Source organism: Algoriphagus iocasae (genome assembly GCF_014206875.1).
GTDB classification, from domain to species: domain Bacteria; phylum Bacteroidota; class Bacteroidia; order Cytophagales; family Cyclobacteriaceae; genus Algoriphagus; species Algoriphagus iocasae.
Genome location: NZ_JACIJO010000001.1, coordinates 1,090,110 through 1,115,118, shown reverse-complemented (window position 1 = coordinate 1,115,118; position 25,009 = coordinate 1,090,110). Strand labels below are relative to the sequence as shown.

The 25,009-nt window shown below is 39.1% G+C and carries 23 protein-coding genes and 1 riboswitch; of the genes, 17 read left to right on the top strand and 6 right to left on the bottom strand.

Features of this window, described 5'->3' with window-relative positions; genetic code table 11:
• Nucleotides 1-10: 10 nt before the first annotated feature.
• The 4 genes from FHS59_RS04835 to FHS59_RS04820 all read right to left on the bottom strand — a co-directional run bounded on the left by FHS59_RS04835 (nucleotide 11) and on the right by FHS59_RS04820 (nucleotide 4,295).
• On the bottom strand, nucleotides 11-1,129 hold the full coding sequence (locus tag FHS59_RS04835; RefSeq protein WP_184493581.1) for an efflux RND transporter periplasmic adaptor subunit: 1,119 nt from the start codon (nucleotides 1,127-1,129) through the stop codon (nucleotides 11-13).
• A 26-nt stretch (nucleotides 1,130-1,155) separates the two neighbouring features.
• Nucleotides 1,156-2,481, bottom strand: a complete 1,326-nt coding sequence (locus FHS59_RS04830; RefSeq protein ID WP_184493579.1) for a TolC family protein — start codon at nucleotides 2,479-2,481, stop codon at nucleotides 1,156-1,158.
• Nucleotides 2,482-2,525: 44 nt separating this feature from the next.
• Nucleotides 2,526-3,104 (bottom strand): TetR/AcrR family transcriptional regulator, encoded by a 579-nt coding sequence (locus tag FHS59_RS04825; protein WP_184493577.1) that lies wholly within the window; start codon nucleotides 3,102-3,104, stop codon nucleotides 2,526-2,528.
• 108 nt (nucleotides 3,105-3,212) lie between these two features.
• Entirely contained in the window at nucleotides 3,213-4,295 is a 1,083-nt protein-coding gene (locus tag FHS59_RS04820; RefSeq protein WP_184493575.1) for an AI-2E family transporter, read from the bottom strand.
• 127 nt (nucleotides 4,296-4,422) lie between these two features.
• On the opposite strand from FHS59_RS04820, the gene FHS59_RS04815 reads away from it, so the two are divergent.
• Both FHS59_RS04815 and FHS59_RS04810 read left to right on the top strand, forming a co-directional pair.
• The gene (locus FHS59_RS04815; RefSeq protein WP_184493573.1) at nucleotides 4,423-5,274 is read left to right on the top strand and encodes an alpha/beta hydrolase; all 852 of its coding nucleotides are present in this window, start codon (nucleotides 4,423-4,425) and stop codon (nucleotides 5,272-5,274) included.
• An 88-nt stretch (nucleotides 5,275-5,362) separates the two neighbouring features.
• Nucleotides 5,363-6,508: a 1-acyl-sn-glycerol-3-phosphate acyltransferase gene (locus tag FHS59_RS04810; RefSeq protein WP_184493571.1), complete on the top strand. Its 1,146-nt coding sequence runs from the start codon at nucleotides 5,363-5,365 to the stop codon at nucleotides 6,506-6,508.
• Here the strand turns inward: FHS59_RS04810 and FHS59_RS04805 are convergent.
• Nucleotides 6,501-7,718 carry a GAF domain-containing sensor histidine kinase gene (locus FHS59_RS04805; protein WP_184493569.1) on the bottom strand — a complete coding sequence of 406 codons (1,218 nt, stop codon included), beginning with the start codon at nucleotides 7,716-7,718 and terminating at the stop codon, nucleotides 6,501-6,503. The two genes, FHS59_RS04810 and FHS59_RS04805, sit on opposite strands and share 8 nt — an antisense overlap.
• A 110-nt stretch (nucleotides 7,719-7,828) precedes the next feature.
• Here FHS59_RS04805 and FHS59_RS04800 point away from each other — a divergent pair, with 110 nt between their 5' ends.
• The 15 genes from FHS59_RS04800 (at nucleotide 7,829) to FHS59_RS04730 (ending at nucleotide 22,872) form a co-directional block, all read left to right on the top strand.
• Nucleotides 7,829-8,407, top strand: a complete 579-nt coding sequence (locus FHS59_RS04800) for a peptidylprolyl isomerase (RefSeq protein ID WP_184493567.1) — start codon at nucleotides 7,829-7,831, stop codon at nucleotides 8,405-8,407.
• Nucleotides 8,408-8,442: 35 nt separating this feature from the next.
• Nucleotides 8,443-11,556 (top strand): AsmA family protein, encoded by a 3,114-nt coding sequence (locus FHS59_RS04795; protein ID WP_184493565.1) that lies wholly within the window; start codon nucleotides 8,443-8,445, stop codon nucleotides 11,554-11,556.
• 27 nt (nucleotides 11,557-11,583) lie between these two features.
• Nucleotides 11,584-12,654, top strand: coding sequence for a Gfo/Idh/MocA family protein (locus FHS59_RS04790; protein WP_184493563.1), 1,071 nt, complete (start codon nucleotides 11,584-11,586; stop codon nucleotides 12,652-12,654).
• 61 nt (nucleotides 12,655-12,715) lie between these two features.
• Nucleotides 12,716-13,474, top strand: a complete 759-nt coding sequence (locus tag FHS59_RS04785; protein ID WP_184493561.1) for an SDR family NAD(P)-dependent oxidoreductase — start codon at nucleotides 12,716-12,718, stop codon at nucleotides 13,472-13,474.
• Between the two features lie 126 nt (nucleotides 13,475-13,600).
• Entirely contained in the window at nucleotides 13,601-14,461 is an 861-nt protein-coding gene (locus FHS59_RS04780) for a fumarylacetoacetate hydrolase family protein (RefSeq protein ID WP_184493559.1), read from the top strand.
• Nucleotides 14,458-15,282 (top strand): amidohydrolase family protein, encoded by an 825-nt coding sequence (locus FHS59_RS04775; protein ID WP_184493557.1) that lies wholly within the window; start codon nucleotides 14,458-14,460, stop codon nucleotides 15,280-15,282. The genes FHS59_RS04780 and FHS59_RS04775 overlap by 4 nt, the downstream gene beginning before the upstream one ends.
• A 107-nt stretch (nucleotides 15,283-15,389) precedes the next feature.
• Nucleotides 15,390-16,154, top strand: coding sequence for an L-fucose dehydrogenase (locus tag FHS59_RS04770; protein WP_184493555.1), 765 nt, complete (start codon nucleotides 15,390-15,392; stop codon nucleotides 16,152-16,154).
• Between the two features lie 8 nt (nucleotides 16,155-16,162).
• Nucleotides 16,163-17,470 (top strand): L-fucose:H+ symporter permease, encoded by a 1,308-nt coding sequence (gene fucP / locus FHS59_RS04765; protein ID WP_184493553.1) that lies wholly within the window; start codon nucleotides 16,163-16,165, stop codon nucleotides 17,468-17,470.
• A gap of 86 nt (nucleotides 17,471-17,556) precedes the next feature.
• Nucleotides 17,557-17,898, top strand: a complete 342-nt coding sequence (locus FHS59_RS04760) for an L-rhamnose mutarotase (RefSeq protein WP_184493551.1) — start codon at nucleotides 17,557-17,559, stop codon at nucleotides 17,896-17,898.
• An 83-nt stretch (nucleotides 17,899-17,981) separates the two neighbouring features.
• A riboswitch (TPP riboswitch) is annotated at nucleotides 17,982-18,072 on the top strand.
• A 52-nt stretch (nucleotides 18,073-18,124) separates the two neighbouring features.
• Entirely contained in the window at nucleotides 18,125-18,850 is a 726-nt protein-coding gene (locus FHS59_RS04755; RefSeq protein WP_184493549.1) for a class I SAM-dependent methyltransferase, read from the top strand.
• Nucleotides 18,850-19,914 (top strand): AIR synthase family protein, encoded by a 1,065-nt coding sequence (locus tag FHS59_RS04750; RefSeq protein ID WP_184493547.1) that lies wholly within the window; start codon nucleotides 18,850-18,852, stop codon nucleotides 19,912-19,914. The genes FHS59_RS04755 and FHS59_RS04750 overlap by 1 nt, the downstream gene beginning before the upstream one ends.
• A complete protein-coding gene (locus FHS59_RS04745; protein ID WP_184493545.1) occupies nucleotides 19,911-20,540 on the top strand; it encodes a thiamine phosphate synthase in 630 nt (209 codons plus the stop codon). The genes FHS59_RS04750 and FHS59_RS04745 overlap by 4 nt, the downstream gene beginning before the upstream one ends.
• A gap of 1 nt (nucleotide 20,541) precedes the next feature.
• On the top strand, nucleotides 20,542-20,829 hold the full coding sequence (locus tag FHS59_RS04740; RefSeq protein WP_184493543.1) for a Trm112 family protein: 288 nt from the start codon (nucleotides 20,542-20,544) through the stop codon (nucleotides 20,827-20,829).
• 74 nt (nucleotides 20,830-20,903) lie between these two features.
• Nucleotides 20,904-21,818, top strand: coding sequence for an alpha/beta hydrolase (locus FHS59_RS04735; protein WP_184493541.1), 915 nt, complete (start codon nucleotides 20,904-20,906; stop codon nucleotides 21,816-21,818).
• 364 nt (nucleotides 21,819-22,182) lie between these two features.
• Nucleotides 22,183-22,872, top strand: coding sequence for an HAD family hydrolase (locus FHS59_RS04730; protein ID WP_184493539.1), 690 nt, complete (start codon nucleotides 22,183-22,185; stop codon nucleotides 22,870-22,872).
• Between the two features lie 108 nt (nucleotides 22,873-22,980).
• Here the strand turns inward: FHS59_RS04730 and FHS59_RS04725 are convergent, their stop codons facing one another.
• A complete protein-coding gene (locus tag FHS59_RS04725) occupies nucleotides 22,981-24,726 on the bottom strand; it encodes an ABC transporter ATP-binding protein (protein ID WP_184493537.1) in 1,746 nt (581 codons plus the stop codon).
• Between the last annotated feature and the right edge of the window lie 283 nt (nucleotides 24,727-25,009).

Genomic DNA, 25,009 nt, shown 5'->3' with positions numbered 1-25,009 from the left:
CCTTTAAAAATTATTGTTGGGGAGCAGCCGATTCAGTAGTAATCTGAATGCCTTCTCTCAATTTCTGCACGCCACTCTCTACGATGACAGTTCCTTCCGCCAGGCCATCTCTTACTACTATATCATCTCCTAGTTGAGTACCAAGTATCACCTTTTGCTGGTGAACTTTATTTTCCTCCTGTACCACAAAGACAAAATATTCTCCCATTTGCTCGACGACTGCCTTAGCTGGTATCGCCAATTGAGGACCGATATCATCATTCAAAACCTGAAGATTGACAGTCATACCTGCGATTAATTCATGATTTGGATTTGGGAATCTCACTCTCAAATTGATCGTACCGGATTGTCTTCCAACTGCTCTATCAATCGTGATGAATTTTCCAGGAAATGGATAAGAAGACCCATCACTAAACTGGATCGTAAACAAAGAGTCCGGTTGATTTTCTTCTCTCAAAAGCTTGTTGTATCTAGGAATCTCTCGCTCATTCACCACAAAATTCAAAGACATTGGGTCATTGGAAGAAAGTGTGTTTAATAATGGTTGGCCTGGAGAAACCTGCGCACCTACTCTCACCTGAGAAATTCCAACTGTCCCATCAAATGGAGCTGTCAATAAAGAATACTGATAATCTGTACTGGCAGACTGAAGCTGTGCTTTCGCAAAAGCAAGTTGGGATTTGGCATCCAAAACCGCAGTTTCTGCATAATCCAATTGCTGTTTGGCGATCGCATCTTGCTCATCCAATCTTTTATAGCGCTCCAGATCTTTTGTCAGTTTAGCAAGATTGGCTTCCGCACTGGCCACATTTGCCTGCGCCTGCTGCTGTGAAGCTGCATATTTACTTCTATCGATTTCGTAAAGCTTTTGACCTTTCTTTACCATTTGTCCATCCTGAACATAAATATTGGTGATATAGCCAGAAATCTGAGGTCTGATCTCCACCTCATTCATTGGCACCAAAGTCGCCGGGTATTGATCAAATCCTCTGACAGATTTTTTAACCACTTTATAGGTAGTCACTGGAATAACTGGGGCTGGTGGTGGACCTGCCTGCTGTTTTGAACCGCAGGCAAAAGCCGTAAAAATCAGTGCTGAGAAAGCAATTATGTGAAAGTTAGATTTCATTATGATTGATAATTAGAGATGCAGAATTAATTGTATTCGATGATTCCAAGGGCTTTCTTCAGATCCAGCTTACTTTCCAAGACCTGATAGACAGCATTTAAGTGATTGATCTGGGCTGTTCTTAAATCGGATTCAGCCACGACCAAATCCACATAAGCTTTGATCCCTTCATCGTATTGTAATTTGATGATATTGTAAACATCTTCGGCCATTTCCATATTCTCGCGAATGGCTTCCCATTCGTACAGACTGCTTTTGTAATTTGCCAAAGCCACTTTGTATTCCGTCTTGATCTGACTGGAAAGATTTCGAAGATCTATTTCTCCCCGCTCTACCTGTAGATTTGCTATCCTTACCCTGTGCATTCTTTTTCCTCCTTGAAAAATCGGAAGCGCAAGCGTTAACCCAACAGCAGAAGTAGGGTAAGATTGATTATATAGATTGGAGAATTCCTGGTTGAAAAACAGCCAGTTGTACCGATAATTTGCAGAAAGCTCAGGAAGATAATTCCACTTCTCATAGCTTGTCTGAATCTCGTTCAAAGTCTGTTGGGTTTTCATCAACTGATATTCCACTCGATTCTCCAGTACCAAAGGTTCAGATTCTTCCATAAACATATCATCGAGCATTTTCTCACGATTAAACTCGACAGTGAAATCGGCATTATCCGGATAGCCCATTAACTGTTTTAGGTAGGCATATTTCGCATCAAAAGAAGTCTTCACCCGGTTTCGATCACTCCTTTCGTTGGCAAGTGCAATGCTCGCTCGCTGATAGTCTGTTTTGTCTACCAAACCCGCTTCATATCTACTGACGGCATCTTTGTATTGCTTTTCCAGCCTCACCATGTTTTCATCTAATACATTAAGCTGTTCGCTTGCCAACAAGATGTCGTAATAGGCTTTGCTCACCTCCACGATGGTATTGATTCGACTATTTTCAGTCACCTTTTCCAATTGCTCACGATAGTACTTGGAGGTTTTAGAAGCGAATAATTGATCTCTGTTGAAGAGTGTTTGGTTTACTTGAAACAACACATTGGAATTCCAAGGCTGGCCAAATGTGATCAGCTGGTCACCAATTACTTGGGTTTGCAACTTGATATTATAAGAACCTCCAGCGGAGGCAGAAATCTGTGGAAACCATCCCGCCAAACTGGATTTGATTTCCTGATCTCCGATTTCTTCATCGATCTGAGACTGTCGGATAAGTGGACTGTTCAGCAATGAATACTCTAAAATTTCCTCCAGGGACAATTCACCCTGTGGAATTGGTGGATCCTCCTGGCCAAAGCCAGTCGTCGAAAAGAGAAAAATGCTCATTCCAACTAGCAAAACATGCTTTTTAAACATAGAACTGTTTATTGAATAAAATTAAACTCGAACAAAGGTTTGGGTTACTTGTTTCTAATCCCTTCCCAGATCAAACTGGAAATCTCCTCCAGGTTTACATTTTTCTCTGCAAACCTATTCTTAAAGTTATTTTTGATTCTGACTACCGAATTGATATTCGAGTTGACTAAAATCGCCAGTACCGTTGGGTTTATGTATTTGATAGCTCCCGAGTCAATTCCTGACTGGAAAAATTGATTGGCCCACTCATGCCAACCATTAGGTTTTAATTGGGAATTTTCAGAATGAAAAGGTGAATTTACGAATTGGTCATAGAACCCATGGTGTGCTGGATTGAGTTCAAAATATTCCGTGTAATTTTTCCAATAATTGAAAAATCGAATTTCATATTCCATAGACTCATCGTCCTTACTGGATACATATTCCTTGATTTTTTCTGACACATATTCAAAAACTCCCATGATCAATTCTTCCTTACTGTCGAAGTAAGTATAAATTGAACCTGCAGCCACACCCGCATTTTTTGCGACTTTACTTACCGGGCATCCATGAAACCCCTGCTCATTGATAAGTACAAGGGCGCTTTCGAGGATACTTTCCTTTTTGTTTTGCAAATTCTCCATAACTGAATGAACGTTCAATCATAGCATGATACAAATAGTTCCTGAATGTGTGAAAAAAAGTTAAAAATAAATTGAGTGGAGAATTTTGGCCTTGTGTGGCAGCTGCATCTATTCTTTGTGAATCTTCCTTTTAAATAGCTTCCAGAAATTTTCATTTTTCTCTGACACAATGATTTCATCGCCCAGCAAAAATCCATAAGCCTTATAATTCTCCCTTTTTTCCAAAGTAATCTTCAGCACACCGACCAAAGGAATGAATAATATCATTCCTGAAATCCCCCAAACCCAACCACCGATTAAAATTGAAAGAACTACGGCAAAGGCATTTACCTGAACTTGTGCCCCTACTACCAATGGAGTGATCAGGTTATTTTCCAGAAGTTGAATTCCCCATAAAACCAGGAAGGTCAAAAATGGATAAAGAGCCGAATCCGTTGTCAAAAACACGTATAAAATGGCAAAAAGTGAACTTACAAAGACACCAACGTAAGGAATCAAGTTCATCAAAGCTATAAAGACGGCGAAAAGGAGAAAATACTTTACTCCGATTATATAAAAGAAGATCCCTGCCATGATCGCAACGATCACCGTCACTTTCAGCATTCCAGCCAAATAATATTGGATAACCCTCCCCGATTCTTTTGCCCATTCAATAATTTTTTCATTAGAATCTTTGGAGTTTCTATACAGGAATTCGACAAAAAAATCTTTGTAGTAAAGCAATAGAAAGATGAAAAGAGGAATTATTCCCGCTAAGGCAATTGACTTTCCTGTAGCAAATAGCGTCTGGTTTATACTCCCAAAATCAACTATCTGATCATAGATTTTTTCATTGTTGTCAAGCAGATTGATCCCTGTCGTAGCTTGAATTTCCTCCAGATAGGATTCCATCTTGGAACTAAATTGGGATCCAATTTCCGGAATATCCCCGATCAACCCGATCATTTGATTCAGAAGCAAATAAAACACACCAAAGGCCAACACACTAACTATAAGGATGCTGATAATAATGGCGATGCCTCTGGGAATTCTCCTCTCTTCTAGCCAATTGGACATGGGATTCAAAGCGAATGCAAAAAAAACTCCCCAAACCAGAGGTACAAAAATGAAAGCCCCTTCCATTAAGATGATTGACCCAAAAACCAGGACAATAAAAAAGTAAGCGATATTTTGAAGAGTCGTACTTTTCATAGCTTTCTATGTTAAAGATAGGGATTTTCGAATCTTGGAAATATGACTTAAGTCAGGATGTAAATTCAGTTTATTTTCAATTTATCCCTATTTTGGACTTTCGATAAATCCCAAATCCTATTACACTATGAACAGAATCTTACTTTTGCTTTTCTTTCTTCCCTCCTTTGCTTTTGCACAGGCAAAAGTTGATACACTGGAAGTTTACAGTCCGGTGATGAAGAAAAACTTAAAAGCAGCAGTCACCACACCCTCTTCCTATTCATCTTCATCTAAGAGTTACCCAGTACTATACCTTCTTCATGGTGGAAGCGGGGCTTTTAATGATTGGCACAAAAAGGTAACTGAGCCTGGTTTGGTTAATCAACTCGCAGATCAATACAACTTGATTATTGTTACACCTAGTGTGGGTCCAGCTAGCTATTATTACGACAGCCCGATGATGGATTCTGTCCAGTATGAAACCTACATTATCAAAGAACTGATCCCAGAAATTGATAAGAAGTACAGAACCTTGGACAAAAGAGAATCCAGAGCAATCACGGGACTATCTATGGGTGGACATGGAGCAATCATTCTTAGCGCAAAACACCCGGAATTATTTATTGCAGCGGGCAGCATGAGTGGAGTAATGAATATTGATACCCGTATGTGGATAGTGCCGGAAGATTTTCAGAAACTTCGTACTACTCAGCAAAAGGCAATGCTTGGAGAAGACCTGATTTATGATGCTCCTTTCTCGCAGTATACCGCTGTGGGCTTGGTAGACAAAATCAAAGAAAATGGTGTCGCACTCACTCTGGATATTGGGGTGGATGATTTCCTGATAAAAACAAATCGTCAGATGCACCAATTGCTTTTAGAGAATAAAATTGACCATGATTATACAGAAAGACCTGGAGCTCACACTTGGAATTACTGGACAGAGTCACTTCCTTATCATCTTTTATTCTTTTCTAAACACCTGAAATGGGAATAATTACAGAAGAAAGCAAAAATGATTTACAGGAGAAACTTCAAAAATTGACCTAAATTTTGCTTTTTGCAGGATAACTCAGCACCCATCTATGTCAAAATTTGATTCGATCAGGCCTTTTTATGATGCAGAAGCGAATGATGCTATTCGAGAAATAGTGGATGACCCGATGCTTGAGGCCATGATGAATTTCACATTTCCTCATGATTCCAAAGATCACTGGAAAGACCTCATGCTTCACACGCATTCTCTCCGTGATTTTCAGATCAACTTTATTTACCCAGGAGTCAAAAAAGTCTTGGAAAAAAGCTCTGACGGACTCAGTATCGATGGTTTTGAAAAACTAGAACCGAATACTTCCTATTTGTTTATTTCCAATCATAGAGACATCATTCTGGACACTTCTCTATTGAATGCCTCTCTCTATGAAAATGGATTGGTTTTGACTACTTCTGCCATTGGTGATAATCTTATCAAAAAGAAGTTTTTGCATACCCTTTCCAGATTAAACAGAAACTTTGCTATCAAACGAGGTTTGCAAGGAAGAGCCTTATTGGAGAGCTCTATGATGGCTTCAGAGTATATCAAAAAGTCCTTGGTTCATGAGAACAGATCTGTCTGGACTGCACAGCGGGAAGGCAGAACCAAAGATGGAAATGATGCAACTCAGCGTGGTGTTCTGAAAATGCTGACTCTTGCAGAAGAGGGAAATAATCCATTTGGGTATTTCGAGAAAATCAGAGTGGTTCCGATTTCCATTTCTTACGAATACGATCCTACGGACATTTTAAAAATGCCTGAGTTGCTGGCTAAATCCAGAGATGAAAAGTACGTCAAAAGTGAAAATGAAGATTTCCTAAATCTTTTGCGTGGCATCATGGGAACGAAGAAACGAATTCATATTCAAGTGAATGGAGTTTTGAATGAGGAAATCTCAGAAATCTCCAAAATGGAGCTGAATCAAAGTGAGAAACTTAGTCACTTAGCCAATGTAATCGACCAGAAAATTTGGTCTGGATATAAGCTTTGGCCAAGTAATTACATAGCACATGACTTACTTTATGGGGATGATGAATACAAAGCACATTACTCCGTAGAAGAAAAAAATGCATTCGAAAAGCGTTTAATCGAAAAAGTTGACACCAAAAACACACTGATGGTCAAAAACTTTTTGGCGATGTATGCAAATCCTGTCAACAATCAGAAAAAGAGCTTGGAATCCAATTCTATCAGTTGAATTGGATTCCAATTTTAAAGGTTGTTCCCTGACTTGGCTCAGACTCAATTTCCATTTTCCCTCCCAGTTCATTCACGAGTTTGGTGACTACATGTAGTCCAAAACCAAATCCCTTTTCACCGGAAGTTCCTTTTTCACTGCTAGCCTCTTCGGCTAAAATTTGATCTATTTTTTGCTGAGGCATGCCTGTGCCGGTATCTTTCACTGTAATGTTTAAAAACTCTTTTCCCTCATTAACCTCTAAATGCAGGAAAATCGAAATGGTGCCATAAGCAGGAGTGAATTTGATGGAATTGGAAATCAAATTACCAACGATCTGCATCAGTTTTGATTTTGGAAAAGGTGTAAAATGATTTGAGCTCCCAACTTCTACGATGAAATTCACCTTCTTCACCATCGCCTGCGGCTCAAACATGGCTTGAATTTTATTTTTGAAAAGCAGCAAAGTGAATTCATGATCCTTTGGATCGCGGATCATTTGAAGTTTTGGATCGAAATTTTGATTGAGGATTTCATCAGCCAAATCAAGAATTGAATCCCCGCTGTTTTGGATAAGATCCATGTATTCCAATACTTCCTCAATTTGGTTATCCATTCCCTGCATCTTGATTATTTCAGCCAAGCCAACGATTCCACCGATTGGACCTCTGACGTCGTGAGCAAGTTTTTTCTGACTTTGCAAGATATCCCCCATCTGGTCCTTCAGCTCTGCCAACTTGCTGTTAATCTTTAGTCGATCGACAATCTGCCTTGCGATCAATTTTAAAAGCTCCCTCTTCTCAGTAACGATGTTCTTCTCTTCCACATCCATTACACACAATGCCCCTAAATTATACCCTTCCGCAGTGGTCAGTGGCACTCCAAGATAATATGTCAGGTTGGGATCTTCTTTTACGTAAAATTTCTCTTTAAAGCGATCGTCTTCCCGCAAGTCATTTACTTCAAAAATCTCTCCTTCTTCATTTTCCATGGTGTATTGGCAAACAGAGTCTTCTCTGGCCATATTGGAAATTTCCATTCCTACATTAGCAATGGTCCACTGCGTGTAGGAATCGATCAAATTGATCAAGGAAACTTTAGTACCTGCCACGTTTGCTGCCATCTCAGCGAGCCACTTTACTCCATGTTTTCCATCGTAATAATCTAAATCTAAATTACTTAAAGCCAATAATCTCTCTAATTCACTCTCAAGAGTATATTTATTATCCATTATTTAAAATTAATTATCTCTGAAAAACAATCTAAATAAAATCAATTTCTACCAAAATCAATTTGAATTGATTTTATATTTAGATCAACAACTACGTACGAGCTATGAACATGATTAGACTATTCACGATCACATTATTTTTGGTTTCTTTTTCCATCATTAAATCTGTTGCTCAAAAGAAAGTTCCTGTCGCGGAGATAAAGACTCCCCAAGGAAAAATCCTTATTTCACTTGATGATAGAACTCCTAATCATCGTGATAGCTTTATTGAACTAGCCGAAGCCGGTTATTGGGATACTTTGACTTTCAACAGGGTGATCCCCAATTTTGTCAACCAAGGAGGCTGTCCTGATACAGAAGATGGTTTTAATGATCCTGAATATCTTTTGGCACCAGAAATCATTCCAGAATTGACTCATCAATATGGAGCGGTCGGAGCTGGAAGAGATGGCAATCCTGAAAAAATCAGTGCTAGATGCCAATTTTATATTATTCAAAATCCGGAGGGAGTTCATCGATTGGACGGAGACTATACCGTTTTTGGACAGGTAATAAAAGGAATGGAGGTGGTGGAAAAAATCGCTCAAATAGAAACAAATGATCAAGATGAGCCAATGGAGCCTGTTTCCATGAAAATTAAAATCAAATACCTCCCAGCTTCAAAAATTGATAAAATGGGTAACTTGTAATCTTATCTGCATCAGGCCTTTAATTTTTAAAATCTATGAAAGTGAATTTTTGGAATTCGAAAATATGGAAGTTCGGCCTTGGCTTTTTACTCCTCTTTTTCCTTTTTCTTCTATTTTTCCCTGTCATTTTCAAAGACCGGCTTCAGTCCACTCTTCAAAAGGTTTTGGATGAACAATTAGAGGTTGAAGTGAATTTTTCAGAAGTCAACGTAAGCTTGATTCGTCATTTCCCCTCGCTAACGGTCTCAATGGATGAATTGCTTTTAGAAGGATCTTCCCCATTTCAAACTGACACGCTTTTATATTCCAAAGAACTGGCATTAGGAATCAGCATTCCATCCCTTTTTTCAGAAAAATACATTGTGGATGAAATTTACCTGAAGGATGCTGTTTTGAAACTTATGCGTGACAAGGATGGCAATTCAAATTTTGATGTGGTCAAACCCACGCCTAAAGACAGTGTGGAAAAAGAACAAAGTCCTCTGAACTTAGAAATTGAGACTTTTCATTTTACAAACAGCAGATTTCTTTATCAGGATACTTCGCTTGACATGATTTGCGATGCAAAAGGAATTGACTATAAGGGAAGTGGGATATTGGAAAATGAAAACTTTAACCTGACAAGCGATATTACTATTGAAGAACTTCAGTTGCTGTACGAAGACTTCCCAATTCTAAATAAAAACAAGGTCGTCGCCAGTTTACTTACTCAGATCAACACAGAATCCACTTCATTAACTTTTTTAAGAAACGAACTTAAAATCAATCAATTACCAATGAATTTTGTCGGAAAACTTGAATTTATTCCGGGTGGCTACGACATGAATTTTGTTCTCGAATCTTTCGATTCAGGACTCGAGGATATTTTTTCTTTAATTCCTCAAGACCTGATGCCAGATCTTGGGAAAACAAAAATTACCGGTAAAGGCGATATCGTCGCTTCCTTACAAGGACTCTATCTTCCTGAAGAAAATGAAATGCCTGCTTTGGTCATCAATATGGGAGTTTCTAATGGGGAGATCTTACATAATGAAGCATCTCAACCCATCAAAGATTTGGGATTCCGATTAAATCTCCGTTTACCAGCTTTAGATCCTAGCCAATTTGAATTTGATTTAGATAGCTTGAATTTGAATTTAGATGATGGAAATCTAAATGGATTCTTTCATCTGAAAAACCTGAACCCATCTCAAATCAACTCTGAATTAAAAGCGGATTTGGATTTAGGTTTATTGAACAAAGCCTTGGGTACAAAATCCCTGGATTATAGAGGAAAATTTAATTTAGATTTCTCTTCAAGTGGGAATTTAAAAAGTGAACCAGACCCTAATGAATTAAGAAATCCTGAAGTTATTATCACAAGAATCCCAAAATTCAATCTGAAAACGAGTCTCTCAGACGGATATTTAAAATGGAATCAATTACCTGAGGCTATTCAGAATATCGACATCAATCTGAGTATTACTAGTCCCGACAGTCTTCCAAAAAATCTCAATTTCTCATTTGACAAAATCAATTTTAAAGTTATTGACCAAATCACCTCTGGGAATTTGAGCTATAACCTCGCACTCGAAAGAGAAGTCAATGCTAACCTGAAAAGTAGTTTTGACTTAGGTGATATCCCAAAATTCTACCCTTTGGATTCAGGTTTTCTTCTTAATGGTAAAATCGATTTGGATCTTATTGCTTCTGGAAAATACAATCCTGAAACAAAAGAATCTCCTATCGTCAACGCAGATTTTAAACTATCTAATGGATTTATTCAAACCCCGTATCATTCAGAATCCATTCAGGATCTATCCATCTTACTTTCAGTAAAAAGTAACTCTAATTCCATTTCAGATTTAAAATTTACTATCCAACCGATTGAATTTACATTTGCAGGTCAGCCATTTTTCCTGGCAGCAAACCTGCAAAACCCTGAAAATCTTTCCTATGACATAAACTCAAAAGGGAGGCTAGATTTAGGGAAACTTTACAGTTTTTTTGGTGTCGATGGGTATGATCTAGATGGTTTTTTAATCACTGATTTTTCCCTCAAGGGAAATCAAAATGATGCAATTAATGGGGATTACAATAAGCTAGACAATAGTGGATCGATACAAGTTCAGGATATCACTTTGCGAACAGACCTTCTTCCCCAACCCGTTGAACTGAAAAAAGGACTTTTAGAATTTAATCAGGACAAAATATCTTTTTCTGATTTTTTGACTTCCTATCAATCAAATGAGATTACAAGCTCTGGCTTTTTCTATAATTATTTAGGGTATGCTGTTGATCCGGAAGAATTATTGAAAGGGGAAATAACAGTTAATTCCACCTTTATAAATTTTGATGATTTCATGTTCTTCGGAGAAGAGACTCCTGGGAAAGTTGATAGTATGGGTTCTGTTTCCGGTGTCATTGTCCCTCCAAAAAATCTAGATATTGCATTAAATGCCAACATTGATTCGATTCATTTTGAGGAATTGGTAATAAAGAATTTTCAAGGTAAACTTTCCACGAAGCCTGAAATTATCAACTTAGAAAAAGCAGAATTTGAACTTGCTGGTGCAAAAATCTCCATGTCTGGAAATTATCAAGCAAAAAATCCATATTCAGCGACGTTTGAATATCAAATAGATGCAAAAGAATTTGATATAAACAGAGCCTACCAAGAAATAAAAATGTTTCAGGAAATGGCATCCTTTGCTGAATATGCCAGTGGAATTGCCTCGCTGAGCTATCATCTAGAGGGAAAAATCAATGCTCAAATGGAGCCCGTTCTACCATCCATAAAAGGTAAAGGTGTTTTAGGCTTGAAGGAAGTCAAATTAAAAGGCTTTAAATTGATGAACACTATTGCCAAGGAAACCGAAAACGCGGAATTGGAAGACCCTAACCTTAATGATGTAGAAATAGAAACTTCCATTGAAAACAACCTTCTTACTATTCCCAGAACTAAAATGCGGATCGCTGGATTTAGACCTAGATTTGAAGGTCAGGTAAGTTTGGATGGAGATATGAGTATTGCTTTTCGGTTGGGATTACCTCCTTTGGGGATTTTCGGAATCCCGATAAAAATTACAGGAAATCAGGATGAACCAAACATCGAAGTAGGAAAAATCACGGAGGGAGATACATTAGAGGAAGTGAAAGACAATAATTAAAATCAATTTTTGAGAAATTAGAGTACAATGAACCCAATCAGAATATTAGTTGTAGGATGTGGAAATATGGGAGCTTCCCATGCGACTGCGTATCATCAAATGCCGGAATTCGAAATATGTGGTTTAGTATCTCGTGGAGAGAGCAAAAACAAGCTAAACCAATCCTTGAATTCTAATTACCCACTTTTTGAGGACTTTGATCAAGCACTTCAGGAATCAAATGCAGATGCGGTGTGCATCAGCACTTATCCAGATACTCATGAAGAATTTGCTTTAAAAGCTTTAGATGCCGATTGCCATGTTTTCATTGAAAAACCTTTAGCAGATTCCATTACCGGATGCGAGAAAATCATTGCCAAAGCAAAAGCGAAAAATAAAAAAGTTGTCGTTGGCTATATTTTAAGACATCATCCTTCTTGGATCCGCTTTATCGAGGAAGCACAAAAGATGGGAAAACCTCTGGTGATGCGCATGAATCTCAACCAGCAAAGTCATGGTTATATGTGGGATGTTCATAAAAATCTAATGAAAAGCCTAAGTCCGATTGTGGATTGTGGTGTTCATTACATTGATGTGATGTGTCAAATGACTCTATCTAAACCTGTTTCAGTTTCCGCTATTGGTGCGAGAATGACTGATGAAATAGCAACAGACAACTATAATTATGGGCAACTTCAAATTCGATTTGAAGATGGTTCGGTTGGATGGTACGAGGCAGGCTGGGGACCAATGGTCAGCGAAACTGCATTTTTTGTAAAAGACGTCTTCGGTCCAAAAGGTTCTGTTTCCATCACTGCAAAAGATGCAGGATCATCTGGAAAATCTGATCATGTGGATAGCCATACAAAAACTGAGTCGATCAAAATTCATCATGCTGAAATCGACGAAAAAAATGAATTTCTTAGACCAGATGAATGGATTGATCTTAAAGATGAACCAGGCCATCAAGAGCTTTGTAACCGCGAACAGCACTATTTTTTAAAGGCAATTGAAGACAATGTAAATCTTGATGATCATTTGCAAGATGCACTTAACAGTCTGAAGATCGCTTTTGCCTGTGATGAATCGGTCAAAACCGGAGAAACAGTTAAATTATAATCCATCAAATATATTTTGGGAGTCTAGGCCAAAGACCCTATTTTCCCATTTTGGAAATGACATGAAAAATAAAACAGTACTTATAACAGGTGGGGCTTCAGGAATCGGACTTGCCATGGTTCAGCTTTTTGCAGCCAAAGAGACCAAAGTTTACTTTATCGACATTAACCCTGAAATAGGTGAAAAAGTAGCCCAAGAAGAACGTGACAAAGGATTTGATGTCACTTTCCTTTGTGGAAGTGTCGCAGATCCTGCAGAAACCGAAACACTCATTCAATCAATCCCTGGAAAAATCGACACATTGATTAATAATGCAGGAGTTTCGCACATAGGAAAAGCTGAAAACACGTCTGAAGAAGATTTTGACCGGGTATTTCAAGTGAATGTAAAAGGCATGTTTAACTGCATCAAGGCGGCACTACCGAAGCTGAAAGAAAATGGTGGAGGTTCTATTCTAAATATGGCTTCTGTGGCAGCAACGATCGGTATTCCTGATCGATTTGCTTATAGCATGACCAAAGGAGCGGCACTTTCCATGACTTTGAGTGTGGCTAGAGATTACGTGGCTGATCGGATACGTTGTAATTGTTTATCTCCAGGACGTGTTCATACCCCATTTGTAGATGGATTTTTGGCCAAAAATTATCCTGGTCAGGAAAAAGAAATGTTTGAAAAACTTGCTGCAACCCAGCCAATAGGTAGAATGGCAACTCCATCAGAGATTGCTGAGCTTGCCTACTTTGTAAGCGCTGAAACCGGAAGCTTCATTACAGGAACAAATATTCCTATCGATGGAGGATTCCTTGGTTTAAAAATGTGATACGAAATTCGAATTAAGAAATACGAGTTTTAAGCCAGTATTAGCCTAAACACAAAATTTTACATCTTGATTCTTGATTCTAAAATCTTAAAACTTGAAACATTATATTAATTACTAGATACTTATATGAAACTGATACGATTTGGCGAGGCCGGAAAAGAAAAACCAGGAATCATTGATAAAGACGGCAATTATTTGGATTGCTCTGGATTTCAGGAAGATTGGAATGAAGCATTTTTTGAAAGCAATGGACTAGATCGGTTGGATGCTTGGTTAGAAGCAAATATTGAAGGTCTCAGCAAAATCCCTGATAATTCAAGAATCGGTTCCCCTGTGGCCAGACCTTCTAAAATCGTTTGTATTGGACTGAATTATAGAAAACATGCGATCGAATCGGGCATGGCTGTTCCAGAAATTCCGATCATTTTCATGAAGGCCACCTCCTCTCTTTCAGGACCATTTGACCCGATTTATATCCCTAAAAATTCCACTGCAACAGACTGGGAAGTGGAATTGGCAGTAGTGATTGGTAAAAGAGCCAAATATGTGAGCAAGGAAAATGCTATGGATTATGTAGCAGGATATTGCTTGCACAATGATGTCAGCGAGCGTGACTTCCAGCTTCGTCATGGTGGTCAATGGGTAAAAGGAAAAAGTGCTGACAATTTTGCTCCGCTTGGACCATTTCTGGCAACTAAATTTGAAATTCCTGACCCGCACAATTTGAGACTTTGGTTGAAACTGAATGGCGAAACTATTCAGGACAGCAATACTTCTGATTTGGTATTTGACATCCCTTATTTGATTGAGCATTTGAGCCAATACATGACATTGCTACCAGGTGATGTGATTTCGACAGGAACACCGGCAGGTGTTGGATTAGGATTTGATCCACCAAAATATTTAACTGAAGGAGATGTGGTAGAATTAGGAATAGATGGCCTAGGTGTATCCCGACAAGTAGCCATGAAAGATCCTGAGGCATGAAAATAGATGCGCACCAGCATTTTTGGAAATACAATCCTACAAAGCACGACTGGATCAATGAGGACATGAAAGTCATCCGGAAAAACTTTCTTCCGGATGACCTGATTCCAATTCTTAAAGAGTTCGAAATTGATGGATGCGTCGCCGTTCAAGCAGATGAAAGCTTTTATGAAACGGCTTTTTTGATTGATCTGGCAGATGAATATCCGGAAATCAAGGCAGTCGTTGGTTGGGCAGATTTGGCAAATGATGCACTAGACAAAGACCTAGACCAATTTGCGAAACATCCCAAGCTTAAAGGCTATCGTGAAGTCCTCCAATCAAAACCCGTGGAATACATGCTACGCAAGGATTTTATCCAGGGAATTGAGAAAATCGGAAAGAGAGGCTATACCTATGATATCTTGATTTTTCATACTCAATTGGAAGCGGCTTTGCAGTTTGTCAAAAAAGCTCCCGAACAACCATTTGTGATTGACCATATAGCCAAACCAAATATCAAATTGGGAATCTGGCGAGATTGGAAAAAAGAAATGGCACCTCTAGCTGAGCGGGAATATATTTATTGCAAACTTTCTGGAATGGTCACAGAAGCTGACTGGAAAAAATGGACGGCAAAGGATTTTCAGGTCTATTTGGAAGTAGCATTGGAATTATTTGGCCCCAATCGATTGATGTTTGGAAGTGACTGGCCAGTCTGTAAAGTGGCAGCAGAATACGAGCAAGTACTAGAGCTGGTAGAAAAATTTACCGATCGGCTTTCCAAATCTGAAAAAGAAGCCATCATGGGAAATACTGCTATTGAGTTTTATGGAATTTGAATTATTGAAAGACAACAGTCCAAGGACCTCAGTATTCTGGAAATAAATTAAAATGTAAAAAAACTCTGTCAACAGTTTTTAGTGGACTTTTGACAAAACAATAAACTATGAACCTAAATTTATCAAACAAAGTCATCCTTATTTCAGGAGGAGCCAAAGGAATTGGCGGAGCTATTTCCAAGGGATTGATCGCCGAGGGAGCAATCCCGGTGATGATCGACCCTTCGGAAAAAGAAGGAGCTGAAATTCTCGCTTTGGGCGAAGCCTTTCAAATTCCGGTGAGACTTTTTGATGCTGCTGACTCGGAAAATGTAGTCAAAATTACATTGGAAAAGTACGGAAGAATAGATGGGCTTGTCAATAATGCAGGAGCAAATGACAGTGTAGGTTTGGAAAAAGGAAGCCCTGAAGAATTCGAAAAATCCGTTGCTAAAAACCTGAATCATTATTACCATTTGGCACATTATGCCTTGCCTTCTTTGAAGAAGTCCAAAGGAAGCATTGTCAATATCAGTAGCAAAACAGCGGTAACAGGACAAGGAGGAACCTCTGGCTATACAGCAGCAAAAGGAGCCCAACTATCTCTCACCCGGGAATGGGCTGTAGAACTCCTACCTTATGAGATCACAGTGAATGCAGTTATCCCTGCCGAAGTCTATACTCCGCTATACGAAAACTGGATCAATACTTTTGAGGATCCCAAAGCTAAACTAGAATCCATCACTGCGAAAATCCCATTGGGAAAGCGCATGACCAAACCAGAGGAAATAGCTGCAATGGCTATTTTCTTACTATCCGACCAAGCCAGACATATCACAGGACAGCACCTGTACGTGGATGGTGGTTACACCCATCTTGACCGATCCTTATAACCTCAATCATGACCCAAAAACCTGCACTTGTACCCAAACATCTTGTTTTACCATTTATCCTGATTACATCCCTTTTTGCTTTATGGGGTTTTGCAAATGACATCACCAATCCCATGGTGGCGGCATTTAAGCGAGTTTTGGAACTGAACAATACTCAGGCTTCCTGGGTACAAATGGCATTTTATGGAGGCTATTTTACAATGGCTCTTCCTGCCGCCTTTTTCATTAAAAAATACTCATACAAAACCGGCATTTTGCTTGGGTTAGGTTTATACGGCTTTGGAGCTCTCCTATTCTACCCTGCTGCTGCATGGGAAAGCTATGGCTTCTTCTTAGCCTCCTTGTATATCCTGACTTTTGGTTTGGCATTTTTGGAAACTACCGCAAATCCATACATTCTTTCCATGGGGCCGGAAGCTACTGCCACGCAACGATTAAATCTCGCCCAGGCATTTAACCCAATGGGAGCTTTGGCGGGCCTTTTTGTCGCAAAGCAATTCATTCTTAATGCTCTCCAATCCAATGCAACAGATGCAAATGGAAATATCATCTTCTCAAATCTCGATGAGTCTGCAAAAGCTGTAATCAGAACTGCTGATTTGATGGTCATAAGAAATCCTTATGTCATGTTGGGTTTAGTGGTTTTGGCTATTTTAGTCATCATTGCTGTGGCCAAAATGCCTGAAAGCAAAGACAATAATAAAATTGATTTCAAAGCAACAATGAAGCGTTTGCTATCCAAGCGAAACTTTGTAGAAGGCACGCTAGCTCAAATGTTTTATGTGGGAGCTCAGATCATGGTTTGGACTTACATTTATCAATACGCTGAAGTACTGGGGATTTCAAATGCAGATGCCGTCAATTATGGTTATGCCGCATTGGTTGTTTTTTTAGTAGGAAGATGGGTTTGTACCTACCTATTCAAGTTTTTTGCTGCGGCAAAGCTTCTTACCATATTTTCAGTTTTGGCTATTTTATTCACCGCCGGGGCAATTTTCCTTCCTGGAATGCTTGGATTGTACAGTTTAGTCGCCATTTCTTTTGCTATGTCTCTGATGTTTCCAACGATCTACGGCATTGCTTTAGAGGGACTTGGAGAAGATTCAAAATTTGCCGCTGCTTATTTGGTGATGGCAATTGTCGGTGGTGCTATTATGCCAACCCTTCAGGGAATGATCATGGATATTGGCGGTGCAGCTTATGATGATACGTTGATTTTGGGAGTTCCTGAAGTCAATTTCTCATTCATTCTTCCACTCGTCTGCTTTGTTATGGTCCTATTATTTAGCGTAAGAGTAAAAGAAGTCGTCAAATAACTATTAAATATCCACCAATTCTTAACCGGCTTGATTTCCAATTTAGATTCGGAAATCACTCATTTAATTAACAAGATAAGTAAGCAATGAAAACTCAAACTTTCGTCCTTATTTGTGACCTGAAGAATGAAGAAGAAACTATTCAGGCTTATGTGGAATGCCACAAAGCCGTAGTTCCTGAAATTATAGAAAGTATTCGTGTGGCTGGTGTTTTACAGATGAGTATTTATCGTTGGCAGAATAGACTTACAATGATTTTGGTGGGAGACGAAGAGTTCTCTTTCGAAAAGAAAGCTAAATTGGATGAAAGTAACCCGAAAGTTCAGGAGTGGGAAACATTTCTGGGGCAATATCAGACGAATTTACCTGGTACTCCTCCAAACTGGCGCTGGGCACTGACAGAAAAAATATTTGATTTTCAGGTTTAAAACCCAAAAAGTCATTTCTTTCCAATAACTCTTTCGGAAAGACTTTTACCTTAAAGCCTAGTTTCTATCTTTGTATAGAATAAATTATTACAACGGGGTGCCCAAAAGGCTGAGATTATACCCGAAAACCTGATCTGGATAATGCCAGCGTAGGAAATTGTGAACCATCCTATTTTTCACTTTCTCACCTTTTCTGGGATTCATTCAGGTCTATGAACATAGACGAATGAGTAAACTGATCAAACAAGAAACATTTGAAGTTGCCCCAGATGGGCTACGCAATTGGCAAGGTCGTAAAGAATGGTTTTTCAACCGAGATGATACGGACCATTACGAGGATTACTACGAAGGCCCTTATAAATTTCAGGAGGTCTGGCAAAAAAAGACACTGGAGGAATTAATCAAACAAGATCATCGGGTCAAAACGCTGTTGGAATTTGGTTGTGGCACCACTCGATTTACCCGATGGTGGCATGAAATAGGACTGGAAGCTAGCGGGGGTGACATCTCCCCTTTTATGCTGGCTCAAGGAGTCCAATTATTTGATGGTGATCTAGTCCTTGCAGACTCTCATCACATGCCTTTCAAGGATCACTCCTTTGATGCACTCGCTTTTGTAACCACTTTTGAATACTACAAAAACCCTGTGAAGGTTATCCAAGAGGCGGTAAGAGTAGGGAAATATGGAATCATATTCGGAATGATGAACCGAAATACTCCCAAATTGATCCGTAGAAAAGTCCAGCAGGCTTTTGGTAGAAACAATTATTATATCACAGCTCATTTTTACACGCCAAGTTCTCTGAAAGACTTGGTGGCGGAAGCTTTGCCCGACAGGAAGTACAAAATCGAATGGAATGCCACAGGACTACCGAAATGGTTTCCAAAAAAGCAATGGAAGATCCCTTACGGAGATTTCTTTGGTTTTCACGTTCAATTGCTAGATGTCTAATGGGAGCTTTCGAAAATTTTTCCGGAAAGATTGGCTCAGAAATCTTCAAAGAAGATGTTTTTTATTCCTGTGGAGCTAAAAGGAAGGAAGTCATTTGCGGACCCAAATTTGGTGTGGATACTTCCATTGTAGATTTGGGAAATGGAGAAGTTTTGGCTATTTCCAGTGATCCTCTATCTCTAATTCCCAGACTGGGGATGAAAGTTTCAGCTTGGCTTTCGGTCTACTTATTAGCCAATGACATGAGCACAACTGGCTTTACTCCAGAGTATGCCCAGTTTGTTTTAAACTTACCAACCAATCTAAGTAGAAGTGACTTTCAGAAATATTGGGGTCACATTCATGAGCTTTGTCAGGAAATGGGAATCAGCATTACTGGAGGGCACACAGGGCAAATCCCAGGAATTGAATCTACGATAGCCGGAGGTGGGACTTTTTTCCTAAAGGCACCCAAAGAACAGATCCTTACTAGTAATCAAGCAAAGAGTGGAGATTGCATTCTACTGACCAAGCATGCGGGTATTTCATCTACCTCTCTTTTGGCTATGGCTTTTCCCGAAACAGTTAAAAATGCTTTGGGTGAAAAAATCCAACAAACAGCTGCCGATAATTTCTGGAACCTATCTGTATTGAAAGAAGCTGTAATTGCCCGGCAAACTCTCTCAATTTCTGGGGGACTTCACGCCATGCATGATGTCACTGAAGGTGGAGTTTTAGGAGCAATCCAAGAAATGGCCCAGGCTTCCGGATTGGGTTTTCAGGTAGATATCCAGAAAATTCCTGTACCCGAAGTGGTTGAAAAAGTTGCTGAGTTATTCGGGATTGACCCATTCTTTTCCATTGGCGCTGGCGCAATGATCATGGCTGTAAAACCAGAATCAATAAATATCCTTCTTAATGAATTTGCCAAGGAGGGTATCCAAGCCACTTCTATTGGGACATTCACTGAAAGTTCAGAGCAGTTCCTCATAGCTCAAGACGGCACAAAATCAAATTTTGAATTTAATGGAATCGATCCCTACTGGGAAGCCTTTTTCCAAGCCTTCAAACAAGGGAAGAAATGAAAAAACTTAAAGGAATTTATCTGGTAATTGATCCAAATCAGCCTTGGGAAGCTCTTTTTGATAAAACCCAACAAGCATTAAAGGGAGGTGTTCAGATTCTTCAAATATGGAATCACTGGAAAGATGGTATTTCTGAATCAGAAAAAATCCGATTCTGCCAAGAAATCAAGAAGCTTGCACTTCCATATGATGTTGCTGTTTTGATTAATGAGGATTGGAAGTTTGTTGAAAAATCCGGTTTGGATGGATTACACTTGGACAGGAAACCTGACAATTGGGAAGAAATAAAGTCAGCGTTGAAAGGCCAATTGGTAGGATTGACTGTTGGAAATCAAGATGAGTTGATTGTATGGGCAGAAGAGCAACATTTATCATATATCAGCTTTTGCTCTGTATTCCCTTCCTCTTCTGTAGATTCCTGTGAAATAGTCAGGCCGGAAAACATCCAAAATGCAAGATCATTGACTTCTTTACCGATTTTCCTTTCAGGAGGAATCAGGCCAGAAAATCTACATCAACTAGACAAACTATCCTTCGAAGGGCTAGCAGTGATTTCTGGAATTTTAAACTCCAAAGATCCAGAACTAGCTACCAAGACCTATATAGATCACCTCAAAATGTATTAAAATGAATCGAAAACTATTAGATATACTATGTTGCCCTTTTGATAAAAGTGACTTAGAAATTCAAGTCATTCAAGAAACGGATTCTCAAGAAATCATAGAAGGGCTACTTACGTGCTCGACTTGCCAGAGATATTTTCCGATCATTTATGGTATACCCATTATGACCCCAGATGAATACAGGGAAAAAAGTCTGGAACTCCCTAATTTGGAGAGATGGGGATTAGAAATGCATACAAAAACTAATTCTTTCAAAATAGCAGACTCAAAAACTGCCAAAGAACTGGAATAATTGAGTATTTTAAACTCTCGAAACCAATTGGTTTTTAGAGTTAACCATTCAATTTTAGCCCAATTAATTAACCTATGAAAACGCTATTTTCCTGCATTCTTCTTTGCTTAATGCTATCTACCGCATACTCCCAAGAAATTATCCTATCACTTTGGGAAGGAACTCCTCCTCTTCAAAATGACATGGGTTTGGAAGAAAAAGCTGTTGAGGAAGGAATTATCCGGATCGAAAATGTCCAAACCCCTCAAATCGAAGTATTCCTGCCAAGCAAGCAATCACGAACTGGTCAGGCTGTGGTTATTTTTCCCGGAGGAGGTTATCATATTTTGGCCTATGATTGGGAAGGAAGGGACTTTGCCAAATGGCTAAATACTCAAGGAATCGTGGGAATTGTAGTCAAATACAGACTTCCGGATTCCAAATCTCTCACTGATGCTAAAGAGGTGCCGCTTCTTGATGCTCAAAGAGCTATTCGTCTTGCAAGGCATCATGCAGAAGAATGGAAAATTGACCCTGAAAAAATCGGGGTTTTGGGTTTTTCAGCCGGCGGGCATTTAGCTTCTACAGTGAGTACACAATATGCACATGAAGTGGACAGACCAAAAGATGCGATTGATGCCTTATCAGCTAGACCGGATTTTTCAATTTTGGCATATCCTGTTATTTCGTTTAGAGATGCCAGTGCACATTCTGGTTCAAGAAGGAATCTAATCGGAGAAAATGCATCTCAAGAGTTAATTGATCGTTTTTCTGGGGAATTGAACGTGACAGAAGAAACACCACCAACATTCTTGGTTCATGCACAGGATGACAAGGGCGTTCCAATCGAAAACAGCTTCTTGTATTATAAAGCTCTTCATGCCAAGGGCGTTCCTGCTTCACTCCATATTTATCCATCTGGGGGACACGGCTTTGGCTTTGGTTTTGGAAAAGGGCCTGTTTCTGGATGGAGAGAGGTGTTATTGGACTGGATGGTTGATTTGAAGTAGAATACTGTAAACTGGAGTTGAGAAAGTTAGATTTGTCTCTCTGAGTCCCAATTATTCTTCGAACATACTAAGGAAATGACAGGAATTGATCTTAAAAACTGGATTACAGTTACTCTGAGCACTTGAGAGACGAGAGTCTAGAAATCGAAGGGTCCTCGACTCCGCTCGGACTGACCCGCATATCTAACCATTAAATCAATTTGTCATTTGTAGCGAAATTGAAGTGCATTAATAAAACCTTTGTAAATAAGGCTTCGACTCCGCTCAGCCTGACTCCAGTGATACAACTTTAAAACCTTATCACTTTGCAACTTTACAACTCCAATAAATTTAGGATCATACAATATTTTAATTTTCCAATCTGATGATCAAAGTAATAGCCTTCGATGCAGATGATACACTTTGGGTAAATGAACCTTTTTTTAGAGAGGCAGAAGAACGATTTACCGAAATGCTGGAGGACTTTATGCCTCAGCATAGCGTTTTAAAAGAACTTTATAAGACGGAAATCGAAAACCTAGGCTTGTATGGGTATGGAATAAAAGGTTTTATGCTTTCCATGATCCAAACCGCTTTGAGAATTTCGGACCAAAAAATCCCTGTAAAACTCATTGATAAGATTCTAGAAATTGGGGTTGATATGATGCAAAAGCCAGTGGAACTTTTACCTGGAGTAGAGGAAGTTTTAGCCGAATTAAAAAAAGATTTTCGACTTGTAATGGCAACGAAAGGAGATTTGGTGGATCAGGAAAGGAAACTTAAAAAATCTGGTCTAGATCATTATTTCCATCATATCGAAATTATGAGCGAGAAGAAAGAAGCTGATTTTGAAAAACTAATCCGACACTTGGATGTAGCTCCTGAGGAATTCATGATGTTGGGCAATAGTCTCAAATCAGACATTCTACCAGTTTTAGCTCTTGGCGGGCACGCCATCCATATTCCATTTCATATCACATGGAAGCATGAATTAATTGAACATGAGATCGAGCATGAGCAATTTTATCAGGCAGAGCATATTTCTCAGGTCATTCAGATTATCAGGAATATTTAGCTAGGTACTTCATTAAAAAATAAAAAAGGGATTGTAAATAGTTAATCTATTTGCAATCCCTTTTTACTGAATTAACAATCTAAGCTAAAAAAGCCAGATGATTCCCTGTCAAATTCTCGACTGATAGGTGTATAGCTGATAATATCTTCCTTCCAAAGCAATAAGTTCATCATGCTTCCCTCGCTCCACAATATTACCTTGCTCAATCACCAAAATCTGATCTGCCTGACGTATGGTACTCAACCTATGCGCTATGACAAAAGTGGTTCTACCTTTCATCAACTCTTTTAAACTAGCCTGTATCAAAGTCTCAGATTCAGTATCCAAATTGGAAGTAGCTTCATCTAAAATCAAAATTCTTGGATCAGCCAAAACTGCTCGCGCAATGGCAATTCGTTGCCTTTGACCACCAGAAAGTTTTACCCCTCTCTCTCCTATCAACGTATCCAAACCATCTTCAAAACGGTCTGTAAATTCCTGCACGTGCGCTGCATGAACGGCTTGTTGAAGCTGTTCTTCTGAAGCATCCGGTCTAGGAAATAAAATATTCTCCCTGATTGTTCCTTCGAAAAGAAAATCATCTTGTAAAACTACCCCTAGCTTTGACCGAAAAGAATCCAACGTAACGGCCGCTAGATCATTTCCATCCAGAGTAATGGTTCCTGAATCAGGAGTTAGAAAAGTAGCTGCCAATCCAGCAATCGTTGTTTTTCCCGATCCAGATGTACCTACCAATGCCGTTACGGAACCTGATGGCGCATCGAAACTGATTTCTTTTACAACCTCCTTTCCTTCCTCATATGCAAAAGACACCTTGTTAAAAACCATATTGCCTTTGATTTTATCCAATGCAACAGTTCTCAGATTGTCATCGGCTTCCAATGGCGTATTCATAATCTCTTCTGTTCTGTCCAAACCTGCAAAAGCCTCTGTCAACTGACTTCCAATATTTGACATTTGGACAATCGGAGCTATCATAAAACCTAAGTAAAGGGTGAAAGCTAAGAAATCACCGAAAGTCAACTGGTCCTGCATGATCATATAACCTCCCAAGCCCATAATTCCCGCAGATGCCAGTCCAAGAAGAAGTGCTCCAGCAGAAGTCACAAAGCTTGTTGCTGTCAAACTTGCCTTGACATTTTGAAACAATTCATCCACTCCTTTGGCAAAAGTCTTGATTTCCTGCTCTTCGGCATTGAAACCTTTTATTACACGAATTCCACCGAGAGTTTCGGTTAGTCTTCCAGTTACCTGCGCATTAATTTTTCCTCTTTCCCGGAAAATAGGACGGATCTTCCCGAAGGCTTTTAAAGAAACCAATCCAAAAACCACCACTGGAAGGAGCACAAACAGAGTCATTTTAGGAGAAATGCTGAACAGTAAAACCAAAGAAATAATAGCTGTCAAAATCCCCCCAACCATTTGAGCAAATCCGGTTCCGACCAGGTTTCTTACCCCTTCTACATCTGACATAATTCGGGATACTAATTCTCCGGTTTTTGTATTGTCAAAGAAGCGAATGGGAAGTTTGATGATATGCGACTGAACTTGAGATCGAAGTTTTGCGATCAGATTCTGAGCCTCCACACTGAGAATTTGCGTCAGAGCATAAGAAGTAACTGATTGTATAACGATAGCTGTGACTACTGCGATGATTAACCATTTGAGCATATTCAAATCATTGCTCGGGATCACATCATCGATCAGGTATTTACTGGCTCCTGGCAAAACCAAGCTGGCGAGTCTACTGATAATAATTAGAAACAGTCCTAAAAATAAATGCTTTCTTCTGGGCCAAATAATGGTTTTAAAAACCTGACCCATAGTCACTTTTCGTTCTGCTTTTTTAGCCATGAAATAGTTTGTTTAGCGAAAGAAACCCCGAATTTTCTTTTACAGTTCAAAAACAGAAAAAAATAATAATCCAATTTCAATTCTCACTATATGGAAATAATTCAATATCCTTTAATTAAGAGAAAGTCATTTGCCAGAGAATTAATTTATTCCTTTTTGGAAATCAAAGTTTAACAATTGTAGAAGCATTGATTTAAAAAAGCCAGGAGTTTTAGCTTTAAAATTTCAAGGGGTTTGGTTTTAAATTTTTTAGAAGATTTTAAAACTTCTAATTCTTCGAGAT